Consider the following 18,824-nt stretch of genomic DNA (forward strand, 5'->3'; position numbering starts at 1 on the left):
CATGAAAGGTGCTTTCCAGGCCCGCACACCTCCGCCGAGGCTGTTGCCAGGCATGCCCAGTGCATCACCCAATCCGAAAAGAACATTCGTGCCGAGCACTCCACATCCCCGAAGGCCGTCTGGCACGAGCAACCAGGATACTGAACTCGCCGCACTGCGAATCGCCGACACCGCACAGCAACCGCAAAGCTTGCATTTCCTGAATGCCCTTCAAGCTGTGTGCGAAGCATCAGTAACCTGAAGGGTATCGATTCAATGGAAAGTATCCTCTGCAGTGATCACAGCAATTTTCCATGCCCTCAAAAGGGTACGAACTGGCCGCAATTGGAACGAAATTCCTCTCAGCATAGGAGTCTGGAAAAGCCTGAGAGGAAGCCCCACGCGATGAGTAAATTGGAAAAAAATCTGCTGTTAACCGCGCCCGGTGACTGGTTCCGGCAGGATTTACTGATGTCGGTATTTGGTATCAGTACCGAGGCAGCAAGGAAATATCGCTCTAGCGGACTTTGGCTGGAAGGGCAGCATTGGCGCTGGGATCCAGCGCGCAGAGTCGTCTACAGCCGTAAAGCAATCGAAGCATGGATGGAGGGTAGGCTGTGAGCATGAAACTGCCCAAAGGGGTTGAGATCAACGGTAAGCAGTTACGCATAGCGTTTACATTCAAGGGAAAGAGGTATCGCGAACCTCTGCCCTCCGTCGCGGCAATTAATAAAGCCAGCATCGCGTACGCCGCTAACAAACGTCGCGCGATACAGGTCGAGATAAAGGAAGGGAAATTCGATTTTGTAAGCCATTTTCCCGACTCTCCGCGCGCCGCACTATTCTTAGGTCTAAGCGGTGCGGATAACACGCGCACTGTCACTGAAGGCATTGAGCGCTGGATGATGGTTCAGCGCGCGACCAAAGCAGCAAGCACAGTGACGAATTACGCGTGCAAAGCTAGGCACGTGGAAAGCCGGCTCGGTAAACGTCGCATTATCGACACAAGCAAGAGTGACTTAGAGCTGTTCCGCGCAGCGCTTCTTCGAGAAGGACTTTCCGCGAAAACCGTAAACGATGTTTTCACTGTGATACGGGGAATCTGGGCTGACGCATTTGAAGATGGGGTTTTGAAATTCAACCCCCTCGATCGAATCCGAAACATTGAAGCTGATAATCCGCCGGAAAATGCCTTTCCCTTCACAAGGGAGGAAATTGCAAAGATCGAATCCGCCGATCAAGAGCATCCAAGCAGCGTCAGAATGATCCTTTTCAACTGCTGGACAGGCCTGTCCATATCGGAACTGATCGCCCTCGCGGTAGAGGACGTGGATATGGTGGCTGGTGGAGTTCATGTAAAAAGAGCCCACGTCTCCGGCCAGTACAAGGTTCCGAAAGAACGTTCGCGCCAGCGGTACGTTGAACTGATCTCGCCAGCAAAGCAGCTCATGCAACAAATTTTGATTGATGCGGCAGCATCGGCAAGCATTGATGTGAAGGTAATTCAGCGGGACAACATCAGCGCCAAAATCGAACGGATAACGCCCCTGTTCAGAAATCCCGCCAGAGGTACCCCGTGGGATGCCAAGTCACTGCACAAGTGGTTCACAGCACATCTAAAAAAGGCCACGGTGCAACATCGAGGGGTTAACCAGTGCCGCCATACTTTCGCCAGCCAAGCCCTAAGCTCCTTTGTCCCTGTCGAGTGGGTCGCGCGCCAACTGGGTCATACCGATACAACCATGGTCAAGAAACACTATGGTCGCTGGATGCCATCGGATACTAAGAGCATGGCGGACCTGGTATCGAAGATGATGGGGGTTGATCGGGGAGAAGCGGACTAGAGCGGTATGGAACGTCGATGGTTTGCCCTAAAAATGCCCTAAACCTTTTCCTCCCCAAACGAAAAAGCCCCTGATTCATTAATGAATTCAGGGGCTTAATCGGTATCGAGTATGGCGGGAAGATAGGGATTCGAACCCTAGGTGCACTTGCGTACACAACGGATTTCGAATCCGTCCCGTTCGGCCACTCCGGCATCTTCCCACGGCGGCGCGCATGATAGCAGCTCCAGTCGCTTTGGCGAACCCCGTTCGGCGTTTTTTTCGCGTGCTTTCAGATGCTTGCGTCATCTGCCCGGTTGCCGGGCCTTGCCGGCGGGGAAATCCGGTCGCGCGGCTGCGCTCGGTTCGCGGCGCACGGCCCGCCATAAATGCAGAAGGGGAGCCCAGGCTCCCCTTCTGCCGACAGCGCTTTACTCGTCAACGGGTCAGGCGGGTCAGCGCCTCGCGGTACTTGTCCGCGGTCTTCTGCGCCACCTCGGCCGGTACGGCCGGAGCCGGCGGCTCCTTGTTCCAGCCGGTGGATTCCAGCCAGTCGCGCACGAACTGCTTGTCGAAGCTCGGCGGGTTGCTGCCTTCGGCGTAGCTGTCGGCCGGCCAGAAACGGCTGGAGTCCGGGGTCAGCGCCTCGTCCATCAGGGTCAGGGTGCCGTCTTCGTCCAGGCCGAATTCGAACTTGGTGTCGGCGATGATGATGCCGCGGGTGGCCGCGTATTCCACTGCGGCGCTGTACAGGGCAATCGCCGTGTCGCGCACCTTGGCCGCCAGCTCGGCGCCGATGATGGCCTCGCACTGCTCGAAGCTGATGTTCTCGTCATGGTCGCCGACGGCGGCCTTGGTCGAGGGGGTGAAGATCGGCTGCGGTAGCTTGGCCGCTTCCTGCAGCCCGGCCGGCAGCTGGATGCCGCAGACGGTGCCGCTCTTCTGGTATTCCTTCCAGCCGGAGCCGACGATGTAGCCACGCACGATGGCTTCCACGGCCACCGGCTTGAGGCGCTTGGCCACCACGGCCCGGCCTTCGACCAACGGCAGCTCGGCGGCCGGTACCACGTCCTCGACCTTGTCGCCGGTGAAGTGGTTGGGCACCAAATGCTTGAGCTTGTCGAACCAGAAATTGGAGATGGCGGTGAGGATCTTGCCCTTCTCCGGGATCGGCTCGTCGAGGATCACGTCGAAGGCCGACAGGCGATCGGTGGCGACCATCAGCATGCGCTTGGCGTCGATTTCGTAGAGGTCGCGGACCTTGCCCGAATATATTTTCTTCAGGCTCAGGGAGGTGGGAGTGGTCATGTCGGAATTTCCGCCTTGATCAAACGAAACAGGCGAAACCCACCGGGTTTCGCCTATCGATTCACTGCGTGGCCGCTCCAGTGGAACGGCTGCGCCTGGTTTAGCCGAGGTTTTCCCGGATCAGCTGCAGCACGCGACGCGCCACGTCTTCCGGCGCCACGGTGTTGAGGTCCTTCTCCACGGAGACCTGCACATCGCCGCCGGCGGCGCTGGTCAGGCGAACCTGGTAACGCTCGGCGCGGGCATCGATCTCTTCCTGGCTCGGCTCGCTGCCGAACAGGCCGCTGATGAAGCCCTTCTCTTCTTCCGGCTGGCGGGCGCCTTCGGCCAGGTTGACGTAGTACACGCCCAGGCTGCGGTTGATGTCGTCGACGCGCACGTCGGCCAGTTCGAGGGCGCGGCCGACACTGGACCAGGCACGGTCGAAGTCGGTGCTGAGGTTGAGTACCGGGTTGCCGTTGCCGTCCTGGGACAGGCTCACGCGGCTCGGCGCATCGAAATCGCGGGCGGCCAGCAGCGACACCGAGCCGTGCTCGGCGGTGCTGCTCAGGTCAGCCAGCATGCCGTCGAGCAGCGAGGCTTCCAGCGGCGCATTGCCGGTACGGGCCGGGAAGGCCACGTCGGCAGTGCTGCCTTCGTCACGTTCGGCGCTGACCACGAACACTTCGCTGGTGTTGCGCACCACGCCCGGTTCGATGCGCACACGTACGCGCACTTCGTTGTCGCTGTCGTTCAGCAGGCTGCCCAGGCGACGGGCCATGGACGGCGCCAGCTCCTCGGCCGGCTGCCAGGCGCTGCTGAATTCGCCGGTCTGTGGGCGTTCTTCGGCAATGCGGAAACCGTTGTTCTCGAAATACTGGCGCGCCACCGGCCAGACTTCCGCCGGGCTGCGCTGGGCCACCAGCCAGCGCGACTCGCCGCTCTTCTGCAGGCTGAACTCGCTGGCTTCGCTGCCGAGGGCCAGCGCCTGCGGGCGCGGCACTTCGAACTTGTCCGGGGTTGCGGTGCTGTCGGCGACGTTCATCGGCACCGGCAGCAGCGGGTCGATGCGCTTGGCGTCGACGTTGGCCGGCATCTGCATCGAGGCGGTCTGCCGGGCTTCGAGGTAGTCGGTGCTGCGGTCACGGAAATAACCGTCGTCACCCCACAGCCAACCACAACCACTGGTGCTGGAGATGATCGCGGCAAGGGCGGATAGGCCGGCCAATCGCTTCATGCGTAATGCTTCCTAGGTTAAACCAGTACGCCGGACTGGCGCAGGGCCTGACGCAGCGGTTCGTGACAGCGCGCGCTGAGCCAGGTCAGGGGCAGGCGGATGCCTTCCTGCAGCATGCCCATTTCATGCAGCGCCCACTTCACCGGAATCGGGTTGGATTCGATGAACAGGTTCTTGTGCAGCGGCATGAGGCGCTCGTTGATGGCACGGGCGGTAGCGGCATCGCCGGCCATGGCGGCGGCGCACAGCTCGGCCATGGCGCGCGGGGCGACGTTGGCGGTCACGGAAATGTTGCCCTTGCCGCCCATCAGCATCAGCTCGACGGCGGTGGCGTCGTCACCGGAGTAGACCAGGAAATCCTTGCTGACCCGGTCCAGGACTTCCTGGCCGCGCTGCAGGTCGCCGGTGGCTTCCTTGATGCCGATGATGTTGGCCACCTTCGACAGGCGCTCGACGGTCTCCGGCAGCATGTCGCAGACGGTACGGCCGGGCACGTTGTAGAGGATCTGCGGGATGGCCACCGCTTCGGCGATGTGGCGGAAGTGCTGGTACAGGCCTTCCTGGGTCGGCTTGTTGTAGTACGGGGTCACCAGCAGGCAGGCATCGGCGCCGACGCTCTTGGCGTTCTGGGTCAGCTCGACCGCCTCGCGGGTGCTGTTGGCACCGGTGCCGGCGATCACCGGGATGCGCCCGTTGACCTGGTCGACCACGCGGCGGATGACCTCGACGTGCTCGTGGACATCCAGGGTGGCGGACTCACCCGTGGTGCCGACGGCGACGATGGCGTTGGTGCCCTCTTGCAGGTGGAAGTCCACCAGCTTGCTCAGGCTGTCCCAATCCAGACCACCCTGTGCGTCCATGGGCGTGACCAGTGCCACCATACTGCCCGAAATCATGCAACCGCTCCTGCCGAAAAAAGAGAGCCGTAATGGTACTGACGCCACCAGGGTTGTACAAGCAAAGGACGGCGCCAGCCGACCGTTAAACGGAATGAGGTGCCGGCCGCGCCGTACGCCGCACCGGCATTCCCCTCGGCGGTGCTTTTCGCTACCCTTCCTCCTTTGTTCGCCACGTCATGTGCCGATCACTCTTTTGCTTTAGGAATGCTGCATGTCCACCCCCCAGGTTCGCGAACAATTCCTCGTCATCAGCGCCCTCGGCGCCAACCCCATGGAGCTGACCAGCGTCCTGTGCCGCGCCAGCCAGGAGAACCGCTGCGCCATCGTCAGCACGCGCCTGACCCGCCACGGCGAGTTCAGCGCGCTGATCCTGCAGGTCAGCGGCAGCTGGGACGCCCTGGCGCGCCTGGAAGTGGCCCTGCCGGCACTGGCCAAGAAGCACAGCTTCAGCGTCAACATGACCCGCAGCGGCGCCCTGGAGAACCGCCCCCAGGCCCTGCCCTACGTGGCCTATGTCAGCTGCGTGTATCGTCCGGACATCCTCAACGAGCTGTGCCAGTTCTTCAGCGACCACCGCGTCGAGCTGGAAAACATCACCTGCGACACCTACCAGGCCCCGCAGACCGGCGGCACCCTGCTCAACGCCACCATCACCGTGACCCTGCCGGCCGGTACCCAGATCAGCTGGCTGCGCGACCAGTTCCTCGATTTCGCCGACTCGCTCAACCTCGACGCGCTGATCGAACCCTGGCGCCCGCAGAACCCGTAAGGAGCCGCACATGGCCGTTACCCTCGACCAGCCGGTCGCCGACTTCAGCGCCGCCGCCACCAGCGGCGTACAGGTCTCCCTGAGCGCCCTCAAGGGCCAGCACCTGGTGCTCTACTTCTACCCGAAGGACAGCACCCCGGGCTGCACCACCGAAGGCCAGGGTTTTCGCGACCACTACCCGGCTTTCCAGGCGGCCAATACCCTGGTGTTCGGCGTCTCCCGCGACGGCCTGAAGTCCCACGAGAACTTCAAGTGCAAGCAGGCCTTCCCCTTCGAGCTGATCTCGGACAAGGACGAGGCGCTCTGCCAGCTGTTCGACGTGATCAAGCTGAAGAAGCTCTACGGCAAGGAATACCTGGGCGTCGATCGCAGCACTTTCCTCATCGACAAGAGCGGCGTGCTGCGCCAGGAATGGCGTGGGGTGAAGGTGCCGGGGCATGTTGAGGCCGTACTGGCCGCTGCCCAGGCACTCAACCAGGACTGAAACAACACCAAATGATAAGGCCGCAAACGCGGCCTTTTTTGTGTCCGGGACTCAGGCCTTGCGCAGCCAGTAGCGGAACACCCCGCCCTGCTCTTCCTCGCGCACCAGCTCATGCCCGGCCAGGCGGGCGAAGGCGCGAAAGTCACGCTGCGAGCCGGCATCGGTGGCCGTCACCTTGAGCACCGCCCCACTGGGCAATCGGTTCAACTCCAGCTTGGCCTTGAGCAAGGGTAACGGACAGTTCAGGCCGCTGGCGTCCAGTTCGGCATCGCAGGCAACAACATCGGTCATCGGGGCTCTCCACAAGTTCGGCAAGCATACCCAAGGCCGCGCAACCCTGGCCAGTTGACCGCTCGGCCGGCTACAGTAAGGCCTTTGTTCGCCATGAGCCCTGTGCATGAAGCTTCTGCGCCCTTCCCTGCTCGCCCTCGCCTGCCTGCTCGCCTACCCGGCCACTGCCGATGACCTGCCGTCGCTGGGCGATGCCAGCTCGTCGATCGTTTCGCCGGAACAGGAACACCAGCTCGGCCGTGCCTGGCTGAGCATCCTGCGCGGCCAGGTCGACCAGCTGTCCGACCCGCAGCTCAAGGATTACGTGGAAACCGGTGTCTACCGCCTGGCCGAAACCAGCCAGCTGCAGGACCGGCGCCTGGAGTTCGTCCTGCTCAACAGCCCGCAGCTCAACGCCTTCGCCGCGCCGGGCGGGATCATCGGGGTCAACGGCGGCCTGTTCCTCTATGCGCAGACCGAGGCCGAATATGCCTCGGTGCTGGCTCACGAACTGGCGCACCTGTCGCAGCGCCACTTCGCCCGCGGCATCGAGGCCCAGCAGCGCATGCAGGTGCCGGTGATGGCCGCCATGCTCGCCGGCATCGTCGCCGCCGCCGCCGGCGCCGGTGACGCCGGCATCGCCACCATCATGGGCGCCCAGGCCGCCGCCATCCAGGAACAGCGGCGCTTCTCCCGGCAGAACGAACAGGAAGCCGACCGCATCGGCCTGCTCAACCTGGAACAGGCCGGCTACGACCCGCGCGCCATGCCGAGCATGTTTGAGCGCCTGATGCGCCAGTACCGCTACGACCGCAAGCCGCCGGAATTCCTCCTCACCCACCCGGTATCGGAATCGCGCATCGCCGACACCCGCAACCGCGCCGAGCAATACCAGGCCGGCGGCGTCGAGGACAGCCTGCGCTACCAGCTGATGCGCGCCCGCGTGCAGCTGATCTTCGAGGAAACCCCGGGCATCGCCGCCAAGCGCTTTCGCGCCATGCTCGAGGAGAATCCGCAGCTGGATGCCGCGCGCTATGGCCTGGCCATCGCCCAGACCAAGGGCGGCCAGCTCAACGAGGCGCGCAAGGCCCTGGAGCAGCTGCTGGCCAAGAGCCCCAACGACATCACCTACAACCTGGCGATGGTCGACCTGGACATCACCAACAACCGCCTGAGCGACGCCCGCCAGCGTGTCGAGCGCCTGCGCGGGCTATATCCGAACAACTATCCCCTGGATCAGGCGCGCATCGACCTGATGCTCAAGCAGAACCAGGCCAAGGAAGCCGGACAGGCGATCAACGAGCTGCTCAAGGCGCGCCCGCACGACCCGGATGTCTGGTACCAGGTCGCCGAGATACGCGGCCTGGCCGGCAACATCATCGGCCTGCACCAGGCCCGCGCCGAGTTCTTCGCCCTGGTCGGCGACTACGACCAGGCCCTGTCGCAGCTGGACCTGGCCAAGCGCCGCGCCAGCAGCAACTTCCCCCTGGCTTCGCGCATCGATGCGCGCCAGCAGGAGCTGATGGAAGAGAAGCGCGCGATCGACAAGATGCTGCGCTGATCCAGCGCACAGAAAAAAGCCCGGCAGTGCCGGGCTTTTTTACGTCTGCAATTCAGGCATTACCGGAGAGCTTCAGGCGCGCCGCCTGGGTGAAGTCGAGCATGCGCTTGAGCGGTTTGATCGCCCGAGGGATAAGCGCCGGCTCGACCAGTATCTCGTTGCTGCCCTCGCGCAGGCACTGCAGGGTGCGCTGCAGGGTGTTCATGGCCATCCACGGGCAATGCGCGCAGCTGCGGCAGGCGGCGCCATTGCCGGCGGTCGGCGCCTCGATGAAGACCTTGTCCGGGCACAGCTGCTGCATCTTGTAGAAGATGCCGCGATCGGTGGCGACGATGAAGGTCTGGTTCGGCAGGGTCTGTGCGGCCTTGATCAGCTGGCTGGTGGAGCCCACCGCATCGGCCAGTTCGATCACCGCCTCCGGCGACTCCGGGTGCACCAGCACGGCGGCATCCGGATACAGCGCCTTCATGTCGTGCAGCTGCTTGGCCTTGAACTCCTCGTGGACGATGCAGGCACCGTCCCACAGCAGCATGTCGGCGCCAGTCTCGCGCTGGATGTAGCGGCCCAGGTGCTGGTCCGGTGCCCAGAGGATGGTTTCGCCGTTATCCATCAGGCTTTCGACGATTTCCAGGGCGCAACTGGAGGTCACCACCCAGTCGGCGCGCGCCTTCACCGCCGCCGAGGTGTTGGCATAGACCACCACGGTACGCTCCGGATGCTGGTCGCAGAAGGCCGAGAACTCGTCCACCGGGCAACCCAGGTCGAGCGAGCAGGTGGCCTCCAGGGTCGGCATCAGCACGCGCTTTTCCGGATTGAGGATCTTCGCCGTCTCGCCCATGAACTTGACCCCCGCCACCACCACGGTCTGCGCCGGGTGCTGGTTGCCGAAGCGGGCCATTTCCAGGGAGTCGGAGACGCAGCCGCCGGTTTCCTCGGCCAGGGCCTGGATCACCGGATCGCAGTAGTAGTGCGCCACCAGCACGGCATTCTGCTTCTTCAGCTCGGCGGCAATCTCGCTGCGGTAGAAGGCTTCCTGCTCGGGCGTCAGCGGTACGGGCTGCTTGGCATCGAGATGCGCTTGAACCAAAAGGCGTTCGGAAATGTGCGTCATAGTGATCAAACCTGCGGGCGCTGGTACGCGAGCGGCCAGTATACCATTCACCCTGGAGGCCCTAGAACGGCAGACAGCCGGCGACGGGGGCAACTCCAGGAGCGGCGAAAGCGCCCGGAACATTTTGCCCAGGCATAAAAAAAGCCAGTCTTGCGACTGGCTCTTTTGCAGTTTGGTGGGTCGTGTAGGATTCGAACCTACGACCAATTGGTTAAAAGCCAACTGCTCTACCAACTGAGCTAACGACCCGATGCGGAGCGCATGATACTGATTTAATTCAGGAAATCAACACCTTCGCGAAAAAACTTTAGCGATAACGGGTCGGGTCGGCCACACCGGCGGCGCTGAAGCCCGCGGCGCGCAGCCGGCAGCTGTCGCATTTGCCACAGGCGCGCCCTTCGTCATCGGCCTGATAGCAGGACACCGTCAGCCCGTAATCGACGCCGAGCTGCATGCCGATCGCCACTATCTGCGCCTTGCTCAGGGCCTGCAGCGGCGCCTGGATACGGAAGCCCTCGCCCTCCACGCCTTCACGGGTCGCCAGGTTGGCCACCCGCTCGAACGCGGCGATGAACTCGGGACGGCAATCCGGGTAACCGGAATAGTCGACCGCATTGACCCCGATGAAGATGTCGTGCGCCCCTAGCACCTCGGCCCAGCCCAGGGCCAGGGCCAGGAACACGGTGTTGCGTGCCGGCACATAGGTCACCGGAATGCCTTCGGTGGGGCCTTCCGGCACCGCAATCGAGCTGTCGGTCAGGGCCGAGCCGCCGATGCCGTTGAGATTGAGGCCGACCACCTTGTGCTCGACCACGCCCAGCTGCGCCGCCACCCGCTCGGCCGCCTGCAGCTCGGCGCGGTGGCGCTGGCCATAGTCGAAACTCATGCTGTAGCAGGCAAAGCCCGCGGCCTTGGCCTGGGCCAGGATGGTGGCGGAATCGAGGCCACCGGACAGCAGCACCACGGCTTTCTTGTCGGTCATATCAGTATCCTCGAATCAGTGGCCGGGCTCGTCGTTCCACAACAGCTTGTGCAGCTGCAACTGGAAGCGTACTGGCAGGTTATCGGCGACTATCCACTGCGCCAACTCACGGGCACTGACCTGCTGGTGGCTGGGCGAGAACAGTACTTCGCCGGCACGCTGGTCGAGGCGGTATTCGATCAGCTTGGACACAGCCCAGTCGTAGTCCTCGCGCGAGCAGATGACGAACTTGACCTGATCGTTGCCGGTCAGCTGATCCAGGTTGCTGTAGAGATTGCGCGAGACTTCCGCCGAGCCCGGAGTCTTCAGGTCGACCACGCGGCTGACGCGCGGGTCGGTAGCGGAGATATCCAGGGCGCCGCTGGTCTCCAGCGACACCTGGTAGCCGGCATCGCACAGGCGCCGGAGCAGCGGGATGCAATTGGGCTGGGCCAGCGGCTCGCCACCGGTCACGCAGACGTAGCGCGGCTTGTAGCTGGCGACCTGGGCACAGATGGCGTCCAGGCTGATGATCTCGCCGCCACTGAAGGCGTAGGCAGTGTCGCAGTACTGGCAGCGCAGCGGGCAGCCGGTCAGGCGAACGAACACAGTGGGCAGGCCACTGGTGCGCGTTTCGCCCTGCAACGAGTAGAAAATCTCGGTAATGCGCAGGGTTTCTTGCATATCGGCACCGGGCGTGACGGCGAAACAGGCCATCCGCCTCCGTTGCGGGAAAGGGGGCAGCGATTCTAAACGAAAAAATTCCGGGAGACATTTTTAACGTCGCGCAGGCGACGGCCGCTGGGGGCTGCCACGGAGGGCAAGACATAAAAAACCCGCGGCAAGCGCGGGTTTTCTGATCAACACATCGCTTCGATCAGGGCAGGCGCTGCAGGTCGCGCTGGGCCAGCTGCGCAGCCGAGGAGCCGGGGAACTGCGCGATCAGCTGGCGCAGGATGCCCTTGGCTTTTTCGGTATTGCCCAGGCGCTGCTCGACATCGGCCAGCTTGAACAGCGAATCCGGTACCTTGGCATGGGTCGGATAGGTCACGCTGACCTGGGCGAAGGCCTTACCGGCGCCCTGCAGGTCGCCCTTGGCCAGGTTGACCTCGCCCAGCCAGTACTGGGCGTTGCCGGCGTACTGGCTGTTCGGGTACTTGCGCAGGAAGGCGCCGAAGGCCTGGCTGGCCTTGTCGAAATCCTTGGCCTTGATCAGGTCGAAGGCAGCGTCGTAATACAGCTTTTCCTTCGCCGGGTCGGCCGGTTCATTGCTGGCAGGTGCAGCAGGAGCCTGCTGCGCCGGAGCCGTTGGAGCAGCGCCGGCGTTGATCGCGCCTGCGGCTGGAGAATTCTGGGTAGGAGCTGCGGCGCCTGCGGCACCACCAGCCAGACGGCTGTCCAGGTCCTGATAACGCGACAAGCTTTCCTGCTTGAGGCGCTCGATCTGGTTCTGCTGCTCTTCAACCATGCCACGCAGCTGGGCAATTTCCTGCTGCATCTGTTGCAGTTGCATGAACAGCTCACCCTGCGCCGAGGCCGGGGCAGCTGCCCCGCCCCCGGCGTAGGCGCCATTCGTGCCATAACCCACCGGCGGATAACTGCTAGTACCGTAGCCGGCACTACTATCCACCACGGGAACCTCGGCCACTGCCGCGAGCGGCAGGGCGAGAGCCAGAGAGGTCACGACACGAAGGCACTTGCGCATGGCGAATTACTTACGCAGTTCGACGCGACGGTTTTGCGCCCAGGACTGCTCTTCGCTGCCAGTGGCAACCGGACGCTCTTCGCCGTAGGAAACCAGTTCCAGCTGAGCCGGGGAAACGCCCTGCAGAACCAGGTAGCGCTGAACGGCATTGGCGCGACGCTCGCCCAGAGCCATGTTGTACTCACGGGTGCCGCGCTCGTCGGTGTGGCCTTCCAGAACGACGCGAGCGCCGTTGCCTTTCAGGTCCTTGGCGTGTACGTCGAGGGCGCGCATGGCTTCCGGCTTCAGGTCGGAGCTGTCGTATTCGAAGTAGAAGGTGGTGATGGCGCGCAGAGCGGCTTCTTCGCTCAGGGAACCGTCAACGCCGTTACCGTTGGCGTTGTAGCCGGCGTTCGGGTCAACGGCGCCTTCGCCAGCGTTGTCGCCGCCTTTGGACGAGCAACCAACAGCCACGGCCAGAGCCAGGCCCAGAGCGGCAAACTTGCCAAATTTCAGCATTTCCATGGTGTAACTCCTAATGATTTCTAGGTGTGTTTAAAGCGAAAGTGTTGTGACCGCATCAGTTCAGGTAAGGAGACCAGGACGGTTCCCGGACATCACCTTGTGCGGTGGGAATCGGGAGCCTGACACGCCCGTTGGTAGACACGAGCATCAGTACTCCACGGCCCTGCTGGCGGGTGGCGTAGATTAACATGGTGCCATTGGGCGCGACAGTGGGCGAATCGTCCAGGCTGGTTTCCGAAAGGATGCGCAAGCGGCTGGTTACCAGGTCCTGGGCCGCCACCTTGAAGTTGGTGAAGCCATCCTGACGGTGGATCATCACCAGGGTCTTTTCGTCCGCCGAGAGTTTCGGGTTAGCGTTGTAGTTGCCGGTGAAGGTCACGCGCTGCGCCTCGCCGCCGGCGATGCTCTGCTTGTAGATCTGCGGCTTGCCGGCACGGTCCGAGGTGAAGAACAGGGTCTGGCCGTCCTTGCCCCAGAAGGGTTCGGTATCGATGGCGTAGTGATTGGTCACGCGCTGCAGCTGACGGCTGCCGAGGTTCATCACGTAGATTTCCGGGTTGCCGTCCTTGGACAGCACGAACGCCAGGCGATTGCCGTCCGGCGACCAGGCCGGCGCGCCGTTCAGCCCCTGGAAGTTGGTGATCTGCTCGCGGCGACCGGTGTCGATGTGCTGGATGAAGATGCGCGGACGACGCTGCTCGAACGACACGTAGGCGATGCGCCGACCATCCGGCGCATAGCGCGGCGACAGGATCGGCTCGCGCGACTGCAGCAGGGTCACGCCGCGGGCGCCGTCGTAGTCGGAACGCTGCAGGGTGTAACGGGTGTTGTTGACCGAGAAGCGCTCGGCGGTGACGTAGAGCATCTTGGTCGAATAGGCGCCCTTGATGCCGGTCAGCTTCTCGAACGACTGGTCGGCCACGTGGTGGGCCATGTCGCGCAGCTGGTCCGGGGTACCGCCAACGGTGCCGGCGACGATCTGCTGCTGGGTCGCCACGTTGAACAGGGCGAACTGCACCTGCAGGCGACCACCGGCCGGCGCGATGCTGCCGACCAGGATGTACTGGGCGCCCAGGGCCTGCCAGTCGCGGTAGATGATCTCGCCGGCCTGGGTCGGCAGGCTGATCATGTTCTGCCGCGGAATCGGCTCGTACATGCCGGAGTTGCGCAGGTCATTGCCGATGATGGTGGCCATGTCCTCGGGCAGCACGGTGCCACCGGTCCAGCCGAACGGCACCACGGCAATCGGGATGGCCCGGTCGGAGCCGGTGGTAATCCGGATGTTCTTCTCCTCGGCCACGGCCAGACCGGCCACGCAGCAGAGAACAACGAGCAAGCCTCGAAGGATAGTGATCACAGGTCCAGATCCTCTGGTGTAAAGGTCATCTTAAACGAACGATAGGGAGCGAAGTCCGCCGGACTTACACCCTGCATTTCCACGATACGACCGACGTTGCGCACGGCAGTTACCGCCGAATTGTCAAACGCCGTATCACCACTGGACTTGGCCACCGTCGCATTGGTAATGGTGCCATCGGGCAGCATGTTGATCTGTACCACTACGCTCATCCCGTTACGGGCAGTCGGTGGCCGACTCCAGTTCTGCGAAACCAGCTGGCGAATCAGATCATCGAAGTTACCCGCGACCTGATCACCGACCTCGTCGGCCAGCGCCTGCTGGCGCTCGGTGGTGTCGGACAACAGCTCGGCCAGGGCCTGCGCCTTCTTCTCGTCTGCGGACTTGCGCGCCGCTTCCTGGGCCTTTTTCTTGGCCGCTTCGGCAGCCGCCTTCTTCTTGGCCTCTTCCGCAGCTTTCTTCTTCGCCGCCTCGGCTGCCTTTTTCTTGGCTTCCTCGGCCGCTTTCTTCTTCTCTTCCTCGGATTTCTTCTTGGCGATATCGGCGAGCTTCTTCTGCTCGGCCTTCTTGGCTTCCTCAGCCTTCTTCGCCTCGGCCTTCTTCTCGGCCACTTCCGCCTGTTTGGCCGCATCGGCTTTCTTTTGTTCCGCGGCTTCCTGTTTCTTCTGTTCCTGCTTCTTCGCCTCGAGCTGCTCGACCTCGTACTGACGCGCCGCGGTCTTCTTGGCTTCGCCGGCGATCTTCTGGTTGGTCTGGGTGGTGGCCTGGCTCTGCGACTTCAGCTGATACAGGGTCGCCTGGACGATCGGCTTGGCCGGCGGCAGCTCGGGGGCAAACTGAAAACTGACGAACAGCATGGCAAACATCAGGACGTGCAGAGCCACGGCCCAGATGGTCGGCCAGAAATAGCTTTCCGAGGAGGAGCGAGCGCTCTGCTGCATCAGGGCGCCTCGGTGATCAGCCCGACGTTACCCACGCCGGCCTGCTGCAAGCCACCCATCACGGCCATCACCGAGCCGTAGTCGACCGCCTTGTCGCCACGCACGAAGACCTGCACCTTCTTACCCTGGCGGCTGTTCTCGGCCATGATCCCGGTGGTCGCGGCCACCAGCTGTTCCAGGGTGGACGCGGTCTCGCTGTCCTTGCCCTGGTCCGGATCGACCTCCGAACCCATGGTCCAGTAGTAGGTCTTGTCGGCCTTGATGGAAATGGTCAGCACGCGGGCATCGTTGTCCTGCGGCAGGGCCTCGCTGGAAACCTTGGGCAGGTCGACCTTGACCCCCTGATTGAGCATCGGCGCGGTCACCATGAAGATCACCAGCAGCACCAGCATCACGTCGATATAGGGCACGACGTTCATCTCGGAGACCGGCTTGCGTCTGTTGCGAATTCTGGCCATGGGAAGCCTCAGTCCTCGCTGGTATGCACTTTGCGGTGCAGGATCGCCTGGAACTCGTCAGCGAAGGTGTAGTAACGACTGATCAGGCGGTCGCCACCGGCGGAGAAACGGTTGTAGGCGATCACCGCCGGAATGGCGGCGAACAGGCCGATGGCGGTGGCGATCAGCGCCTCGGCGATACCCGGAGCCACGGTGGCCAGGGTGGCTTGCTGCACCTGGGCCAGGCCACGGAAGGAGTTCATGATGCCCCACACGGTACCGAACAGGCCGATGTACGGGCTGGTCGAGCCGACAGTGGCGAGGAACGGCAGGCTCTGCTCGAGCTTCTCTTCCTCGCGCGAGATGGCCACGCGCATGGCCCGCGCCACACCGTCCATCACCGCATCCGGATCGACGCCGGACTGCTGGCGCAGGCGGGAGAACTCCTTGAAACCGGCACGGAAGATCTGCTCCACACCGCAGTCCGGGTCCGGATTGCTGCCGGCCTGGCGATACAGCTTGGACAGGTCGATGCCCGACCAGAAGCGCTCCTCGAACACTTCCAGCGACTTCTTCGCGGCACGCAGCATGGTGCTGCGCTGGAAGATCATGATCCACGACGTGACCGAGGCGGCCACCAGAACGAGCATGACCAACTGCACCACGAAACTGGCGTTGCTGATCAGGCTCCACATGGACATATGGTCTACGGCGGCGTTAGCTTCCACGCTTACTCTCCTGCAGGGGATAGACCCGCGACACCGGCGAAGGCCGCACGCAGCGCTTCGGGGATGGCCCGGGGTTTCAAACTGTCGGCGCGCACACAGGCCACCACGAACTGCCCTTCACAGAGCAGCGCCTTGTCCGTGACCCGCCTGACCTGTTGACGAAAACGCAGGCTGGCACGGTTCAACTCGATTACATCGGCCGTCACAAAAAGTTCGTCGTCCAGCTTGGCCGGGGCAAAGTAACGCGCCTCGGCCGAATGCACGACGAACAGCAGGTCTTCCGCCACCAGCGTCGACTGGGCAAAACCCAGTTCACGCAGGCGCTCGGTGCGAGCCCGCTCCATGAATTTGAGGTAGTTGACGTAATAAACGATGCCGCCGGCATCGGTATCTTCGTAATACACCCGACAACGGTGGGCAAAAGGCTGGGCCTCGATTTGCGCGCGCATACTCTAGTGCTTACTCCCGGCCTTGCCAATTGGCCAAGCCCCTGTTTTTAAACTATTCGTCGCTTCCCGCGAACAGGTCGGCTACCGGCGCCTCGACCATGCGCCCCGGCACATTCAAACCGAAGTGCAGGTAGGCATGCCGCGTCACCACCCGCCCGCGCGGCGTGCGCATGATATACCCCTGCTGGATCAGATAGGGCTCCAGCACGTCCTCGATGGTGCCGCGTTCCTCGCCGATGGCCGCGGCCAGGTTGTCGAGGCCGACCGGCCCGCCGTCGAACTTGTCGATCATCGCCAGCAGTAGACGCCGGTCCTGGTGATCGAAGCCACGTTCGTCGACATCCAGCATGTTCAGTGCCTGATCGGCGACGCCACGACTGATCTGCCCCCCCGCCCGCACCTCGGCGAAATCGCGCACGCGGCGCAGCAGGCGGTTGGCAATACGCGGTGTGCCCCGGGCACGCCGGGCAATCTCGAAAGCGCCTTCGGCATCCAGGGCCAGACCGAGAATAGCGGCGGAGCGACTGACAATGGTCGCCAGGTCGGCACTGGAATAGAACTCCAGGCGCTGGACGATGCCGAACCGGTCGCGCAGCGGATTGGTCAGCATGCCGGCCCGGGTGGTGGCGCCGACCAGGGTGAACGGCGGCAGGTCCAGCTTGATCGAACGGGCGGCCGGCCCCTCACCGATCATGATGTCGAGCTGGAAGTCCTCCATCGCCGGGTACAGCACTTCCTCGACGATCGGCGACAGGCGATGGATCTCGTCGACGAACAGCACGTCGCCGGCTTCCAGATTGGTCAGCAGCGCAGCCAGATCGCCCGGACGCTCCAGCACCGGGCCGGACGTGCTCTTGATCGACACCCCCATTTCCTGGGCGATGATGTTGGCCAGGGTGGTCTTGCCCAGGCCGGGCGGGCCGAAGATCAGGGTGTGGTCCAGTGCCTCCGAACGGCCCTTGGCGGCCTGGATGAACAGCTCCATCTGCTCGCGCACGATGGGCTGGCCAATATAGTCGGCCAGCGACAACGGACGAATGGCGCGATCCAGCTGCTCGTCACGCTCGCGGCCAGTGGCGGTTATCAGGCGGTCGGCTTCAATCACGGGTTAAACCATTCCCTTCAATGAGCGGCGAATCAGATCTTCACTGGAGAGGCCATCTTCCTGCACCGCAGCCACGGCCTTGCTGGCCTCCTGCGGCTTGAAGCCCAGGGATATCAGCGCGCTCACGGCGTCGCTCTCCGCGCTTGAGACTGCCACGCCGGCACGGGGCTCCACCACCAGGGTGGCGATGGACGGCACGGTTTCCCAGGCCTTGAAGCGATCTTTCAGCTCGACCAACAGCCTCTCGGCGGTTTTCTTGCCGACACCCGGGACTTTCACCAGGGTCGAGGTATCGCCGGCCTGTACGCAGCGCACCAGCTCGTCCACTTCCAGACCGGACATCAGCGCCAGAGCCAGCTTGGGGCCGACGCCATTCAAGCGGATCAGCTCGCGGAACAATTCGCGCTCACGCTTCTCGGCGAAGCCGTAGAGCAGATGGGCATCCTCGCGCACCACCAGATGGGTGTGTAGGGTCACCGGCTCGCCCAGCGACGGCAGACGATACAGCGTGGTCATCGGCACTTCCAGCTCGTAGCCGACGCCATTCACATCGACCAGCAGGTGCGGCGGCTGCTTTTCCGCCAGGGTGCCTTTCAGGCGTCCGATCACGACTTGTCTTCCTTCTATCTATTACAGGCGCAGACGGCCACCGCGCCGCTTGGCGCCGACCAGACCATGGGGAATCAGACTTTGCCGATGGTGGGCATGGCATAGGGCGATGGCCAGGGCATCGGAGGCGTCGATCTGCGGCTTCTGCACCAGCTTGAGCAGGTGCATGACCATCATCTGCACCTGCTGTTTGTCCGCCCCACCGGTGCCGGCAATCGCCTGCTTGACCTGGGTGGCGGTGTACTCGCTGATCTCCAGCCCCGCCTCGACCCCGGCGACTATAGCCGCGCCACGGGCCTGGCCGAGCTTGAGCGCCGAATCGGCGTTCTTCGCCATGAACACCTGCTCGATGCCCATGGTCACCGGCCCGTGCAGGCGAATCACCTCGCTGACGCCGCGAAAGACGATCTGCAGGCGCTCGGGCAACGGGCCATCACCGGTGCGAATGCAGCCCGAAGCCACATACTCGCAGCCACGACCGGTATCGCGCACCACGCCGTAACCGGTGATGCGTGAACCGGGGTCGATACCCAAAATCAACGTCATGCCCGCCGCTCGCTCCGGGTGCCGGCAAACGCCGCCACACTGTCTATTTATCCAGCTCAGGA

22 protein-coding genes and 2 tRNA genes are annotated in these 18,824 nt (G+C 63.1%); 5 read left to right on the forward strand and 19 right to left on the reverse strand.

The annotated features are described in order from the left end of the window. Nucleotides 1-384 precede the first annotated feature (384 nt). Together F3I16_RS13550 and F3I16_RS13555 are read left to right on the forward strand one after the other, a co-directional pair. Nucleotides 385-600, forward strand: a complete 216-nt coding sequence (locus F3I16_RS13550; RefSeq protein WP_160494117.1) for an excisionase family protein — start codon at nt 385-387, stop codon at nt 598-600. Nucleotides 601-602: 2 nt separating this feature from the next. Then, nucleotides 603-1,823 (forward strand): Arm DNA-binding domain-containing protein, encoded by a 1,221-nt coding sequence (locus F3I16_RS13555; RefSeq protein WP_160494118.1) that lies wholly within the window; start codon nt 603-605, stop codon nt 1,821-1,823. 112 nt (nt 1,824-1,935) lie between these two features. Here the strand turns inward: F3I16_RS13555 and F3I16_RS13560 are convergent. The 4 genes from F3I16_RS13560 to dapA form a co-directional block, all read right to left on the reverse strand. Next, nucleotides 1,936-2,025: transfer RNA gene (locus F3I16_RS13560), tRNA-Ser, on the reverse strand. A 215-nt stretch (nt 2,026-2,240) separates the two neighbouring features. Continuing rightward, nucleotides 2,241-3,110, reverse strand: a complete 870-nt coding sequence (locus tag F3I16_RS13565; protein ID WP_160494119.1) for a phosphoribosylaminoimidazolesuccinocarboxamide synthase — start codon at nt 3,108-3,110, stop codon at nt 2,241-2,243. A gap of 100 nt (nt 3,111-3,210) precedes the next feature. Further along, nucleotides 3,211-4,326 (reverse strand): outer membrane protein assembly factor BamC, encoded by a 1,116-nt coding sequence (gene bamC / locus F3I16_RS13570; protein WP_160488456.1) that lies wholly within the window; start codon nt 4,324-4,326, stop codon nt 3,211-3,213. A 17-nt stretch (nt 4,327-4,343) separates the two neighbouring features. Further along, a complete protein-coding gene (dapA, locus tag F3I16_RS13575; protein WP_160079004.1) occupies nt 4,344-5,222 on the reverse strand; it encodes a 4-hydroxy-tetrahydrodipicolinate synthase in 879 nt (292 codons plus the stop codon). A gap of 214 nt (nt 5,223-5,436) precedes the next feature. Here dapA and F3I16_RS13580 point away from each other — a divergent pair, with 214 nt between their 5' ends. Then, the gene (locus F3I16_RS13580) at nt 5,437-5,994 is read left to right on the forward strand and encodes a glycine cleavage system protein R (protein ID WP_160494120.1); all 558 of its coding nucleotides are present in this window, start codon (nt 5,437-5,439) and stop codon (nt 5,992-5,994) included. 10 nt (nt 5,995-6,004) lie between these two features. Further along, nucleotides 6,005-6,478, forward strand: a complete 474-nt coding sequence (locus F3I16_RS13585) for a peroxiredoxin (RefSeq protein WP_160494121.1) — start codon at nt 6,005-6,007, stop codon at nt 6,476-6,478. Between the two features lie 51 nt (nt 6,479-6,529). Here F3I16_RS13585 and F3I16_RS13590 read toward each other — a convergent pair whose 3' ends face one another. Next, nucleotides 6,530-6,769, reverse strand: a complete 240-nt coding sequence (locus tag F3I16_RS13590) for a sulfurtransferase TusA family protein (protein WP_160494122.1) — start codon at nt 6,767-6,769, stop codon at nt 6,530-6,532. Between the two features lie 106 nt (nt 6,770-6,875). Here F3I16_RS13590 and F3I16_RS13595 point away from each other — a divergent pair, with 106 nt between their 5' ends. Next, the gene (locus F3I16_RS13595; protein ID WP_160494123.1) at nt 6,876-8,309 is read left to right on the forward strand and encodes a M48 family metalloprotease; all 1,434 of its coding nucleotides are present in this window, start codon (nt 6,876-6,878) and stop codon (nt 8,307-8,309) included. Between the two features lie 52 nt (nt 8,310-8,361). Here the strand turns inward: F3I16_RS13595 and nadA are convergent, their stop codons facing one another. The 14 genes from nadA to ruvC all read right to left on the reverse strand — a co-directional run bounded on the left by nadA (nt 8,362) and on the right by ruvC (nt 18,762). Next, nucleotides 8,362-9,420, reverse strand: a complete 1,059-nt coding sequence (nadA, locus tag F3I16_RS13600) for a quinolinate synthase NadA (RefSeq protein ID WP_160078999.1) — start codon at nt 9,418-9,420, stop codon at nt 8,362-8,364. A gap of 173 nt (nt 9,421-9,593) precedes the next feature. Continuing rightward, a tRNA-Lys gene (locus F3I16_RS13605) sits at nt 9,594-9,669 on the reverse strand. Nucleotides 9,670-9,727: 58 nt separating this feature from the next. Then, nucleotides 9,728-10,402 carry a 7-cyano-7-deazaguanine synthase QueC gene (queC, locus tag F3I16_RS13610; protein ID WP_160494124.1) on the reverse strand — a complete coding sequence of 225 codons (675 nt, stop codon included), beginning with the start codon at nt 10,400-10,402 and terminating at the stop codon, nt 9,728-9,730. A gap of 15 nt (nt 10,403-10,417) precedes the next feature. Continuing rightward, on the reverse strand, nt 10,418-11,065 hold the full coding sequence (gene queE / locus F3I16_RS13615) for a 7-carboxy-7-deazaguanine synthase QueE (RefSeq protein WP_160494125.1): 648 nt from the start codon (nt 11,063-11,065) through the stop codon (nt 10,418-10,420). Between the two features lie 193 nt (nt 11,066-11,258). After that, nucleotides 11,259-12,086, reverse strand: coding sequence for a tol-pal system protein YbgF (ybgF, locus tag F3I16_RS13620; protein WP_160494126.1), 828 nt, complete (start codon nt 12,084-12,086; stop codon nt 11,259-11,261). A gap of 6 nt (nt 12,087-12,092) precedes the next feature. Next, entirely contained in the window at nt 12,093-12,590 is a 498-nt protein-coding gene (pal, locus tag F3I16_RS13625; RefSeq protein ID WP_160494127.1) for a peptidoglycan-associated lipoprotein Pal, read from the reverse strand. A gap of 55 nt (nt 12,591-12,645) precedes the next feature. Then, nucleotides 12,646-13,947 carry a Tol-Pal system beta propeller repeat protein TolB gene (gene tolB, locus F3I16_RS13630; RefSeq protein WP_160494128.1) on the reverse strand — a complete coding sequence of 434 codons (1,302 nt, stop codon included), beginning with the start codon at nt 13,945-13,947 and terminating at the stop codon, nt 12,646-12,648. Continuing rightward, nucleotides 13,944-14,891 carry a cell envelope integrity protein TolA gene (tolA, locus tag F3I16_RS13635; RefSeq protein WP_160494330.1) on the reverse strand — a complete coding sequence of 316 codons (948 nt, stop codon included), beginning with the start codon at nt 14,889-14,891 and terminating at the stop codon, nt 13,944-13,946. Before tolA ends, tolB begins: the two co-directional genes overlap by 4 nt. Continuing rightward, on the reverse strand, nt 14,888-15,346 hold the full coding sequence (gene tolR / locus F3I16_RS13640; protein ID WP_160078992.1) for a protein TolR: 459 nt from the start codon (nt 15,344-15,346) through the stop codon (nt 14,888-14,890). Before tolR ends, tolA begins: the two co-directional genes overlap by 4 nt. A gap of 8 nt (nt 15,347-15,354) precedes the next feature. Further along, nucleotides 15,355-16,053 carry a protein TolQ gene (tolQ, locus tag F3I16_RS13645; protein ID WP_160078991.1) on the reverse strand — a complete coding sequence of 233 codons (699 nt, stop codon included), beginning with the start codon at nt 16,051-16,053 and terminating at the stop codon, nt 15,355-15,357. Nucleotides 16,054-16,055: 2 nt separating this feature from the next. Continuing rightward, nucleotides 16,056-16,502: a tol-pal system-associated acyl-CoA thioesterase gene (gene ybgC, locus F3I16_RS13650; RefSeq protein ID WP_160494129.1), complete on the reverse strand. Its 447-nt coding sequence runs from the start codon at nt 16,500-16,502 to the stop codon at nt 16,056-16,058. 52 nt (nt 16,503-16,554) lie between these two features. Beyond that, a complete protein-coding gene (ruvB, locus tag F3I16_RS13655) occupies nt 16,555-17,607 on the reverse strand; it encodes a Holliday junction branch migration DNA helicase RuvB (protein WP_160494130.1) in 1,053 nt (350 codons plus the stop codon). A gap of 3 nt (nt 17,608-17,610) precedes the next feature. Next, on the reverse strand, nt 17,611-18,216 hold the full coding sequence (gene ruvA, locus F3I16_RS13660; RefSeq protein ID WP_160494131.1) for a Holliday junction branch migration protein RuvA: 606 nt from the start codon (nt 18,214-18,216) through the stop codon (nt 17,611-17,613). A gap of 21 nt (nt 18,217-18,237) precedes the next feature. After that, a complete protein-coding gene (gene ruvC, locus F3I16_RS13665) occupies nt 18,238-18,762 on the reverse strand; it encodes a crossover junction endodeoxyribonuclease RuvC (protein ID WP_160078987.1) in 525 nt (174 codons plus the stop codon). Nucleotides 18,763-18,824: the final 62 nt, after the last annotated feature.

This window comes from Pseudomonas sp. L-22-4S-12 (genome assembly GCF_009799935.1).
Taxonomy (GTDB): domain Bacteria; phylum Pseudomonadota; class Gammaproteobacteria; order Pseudomonadales; family Pseudomonadaceae; genus Aquipseudomonas.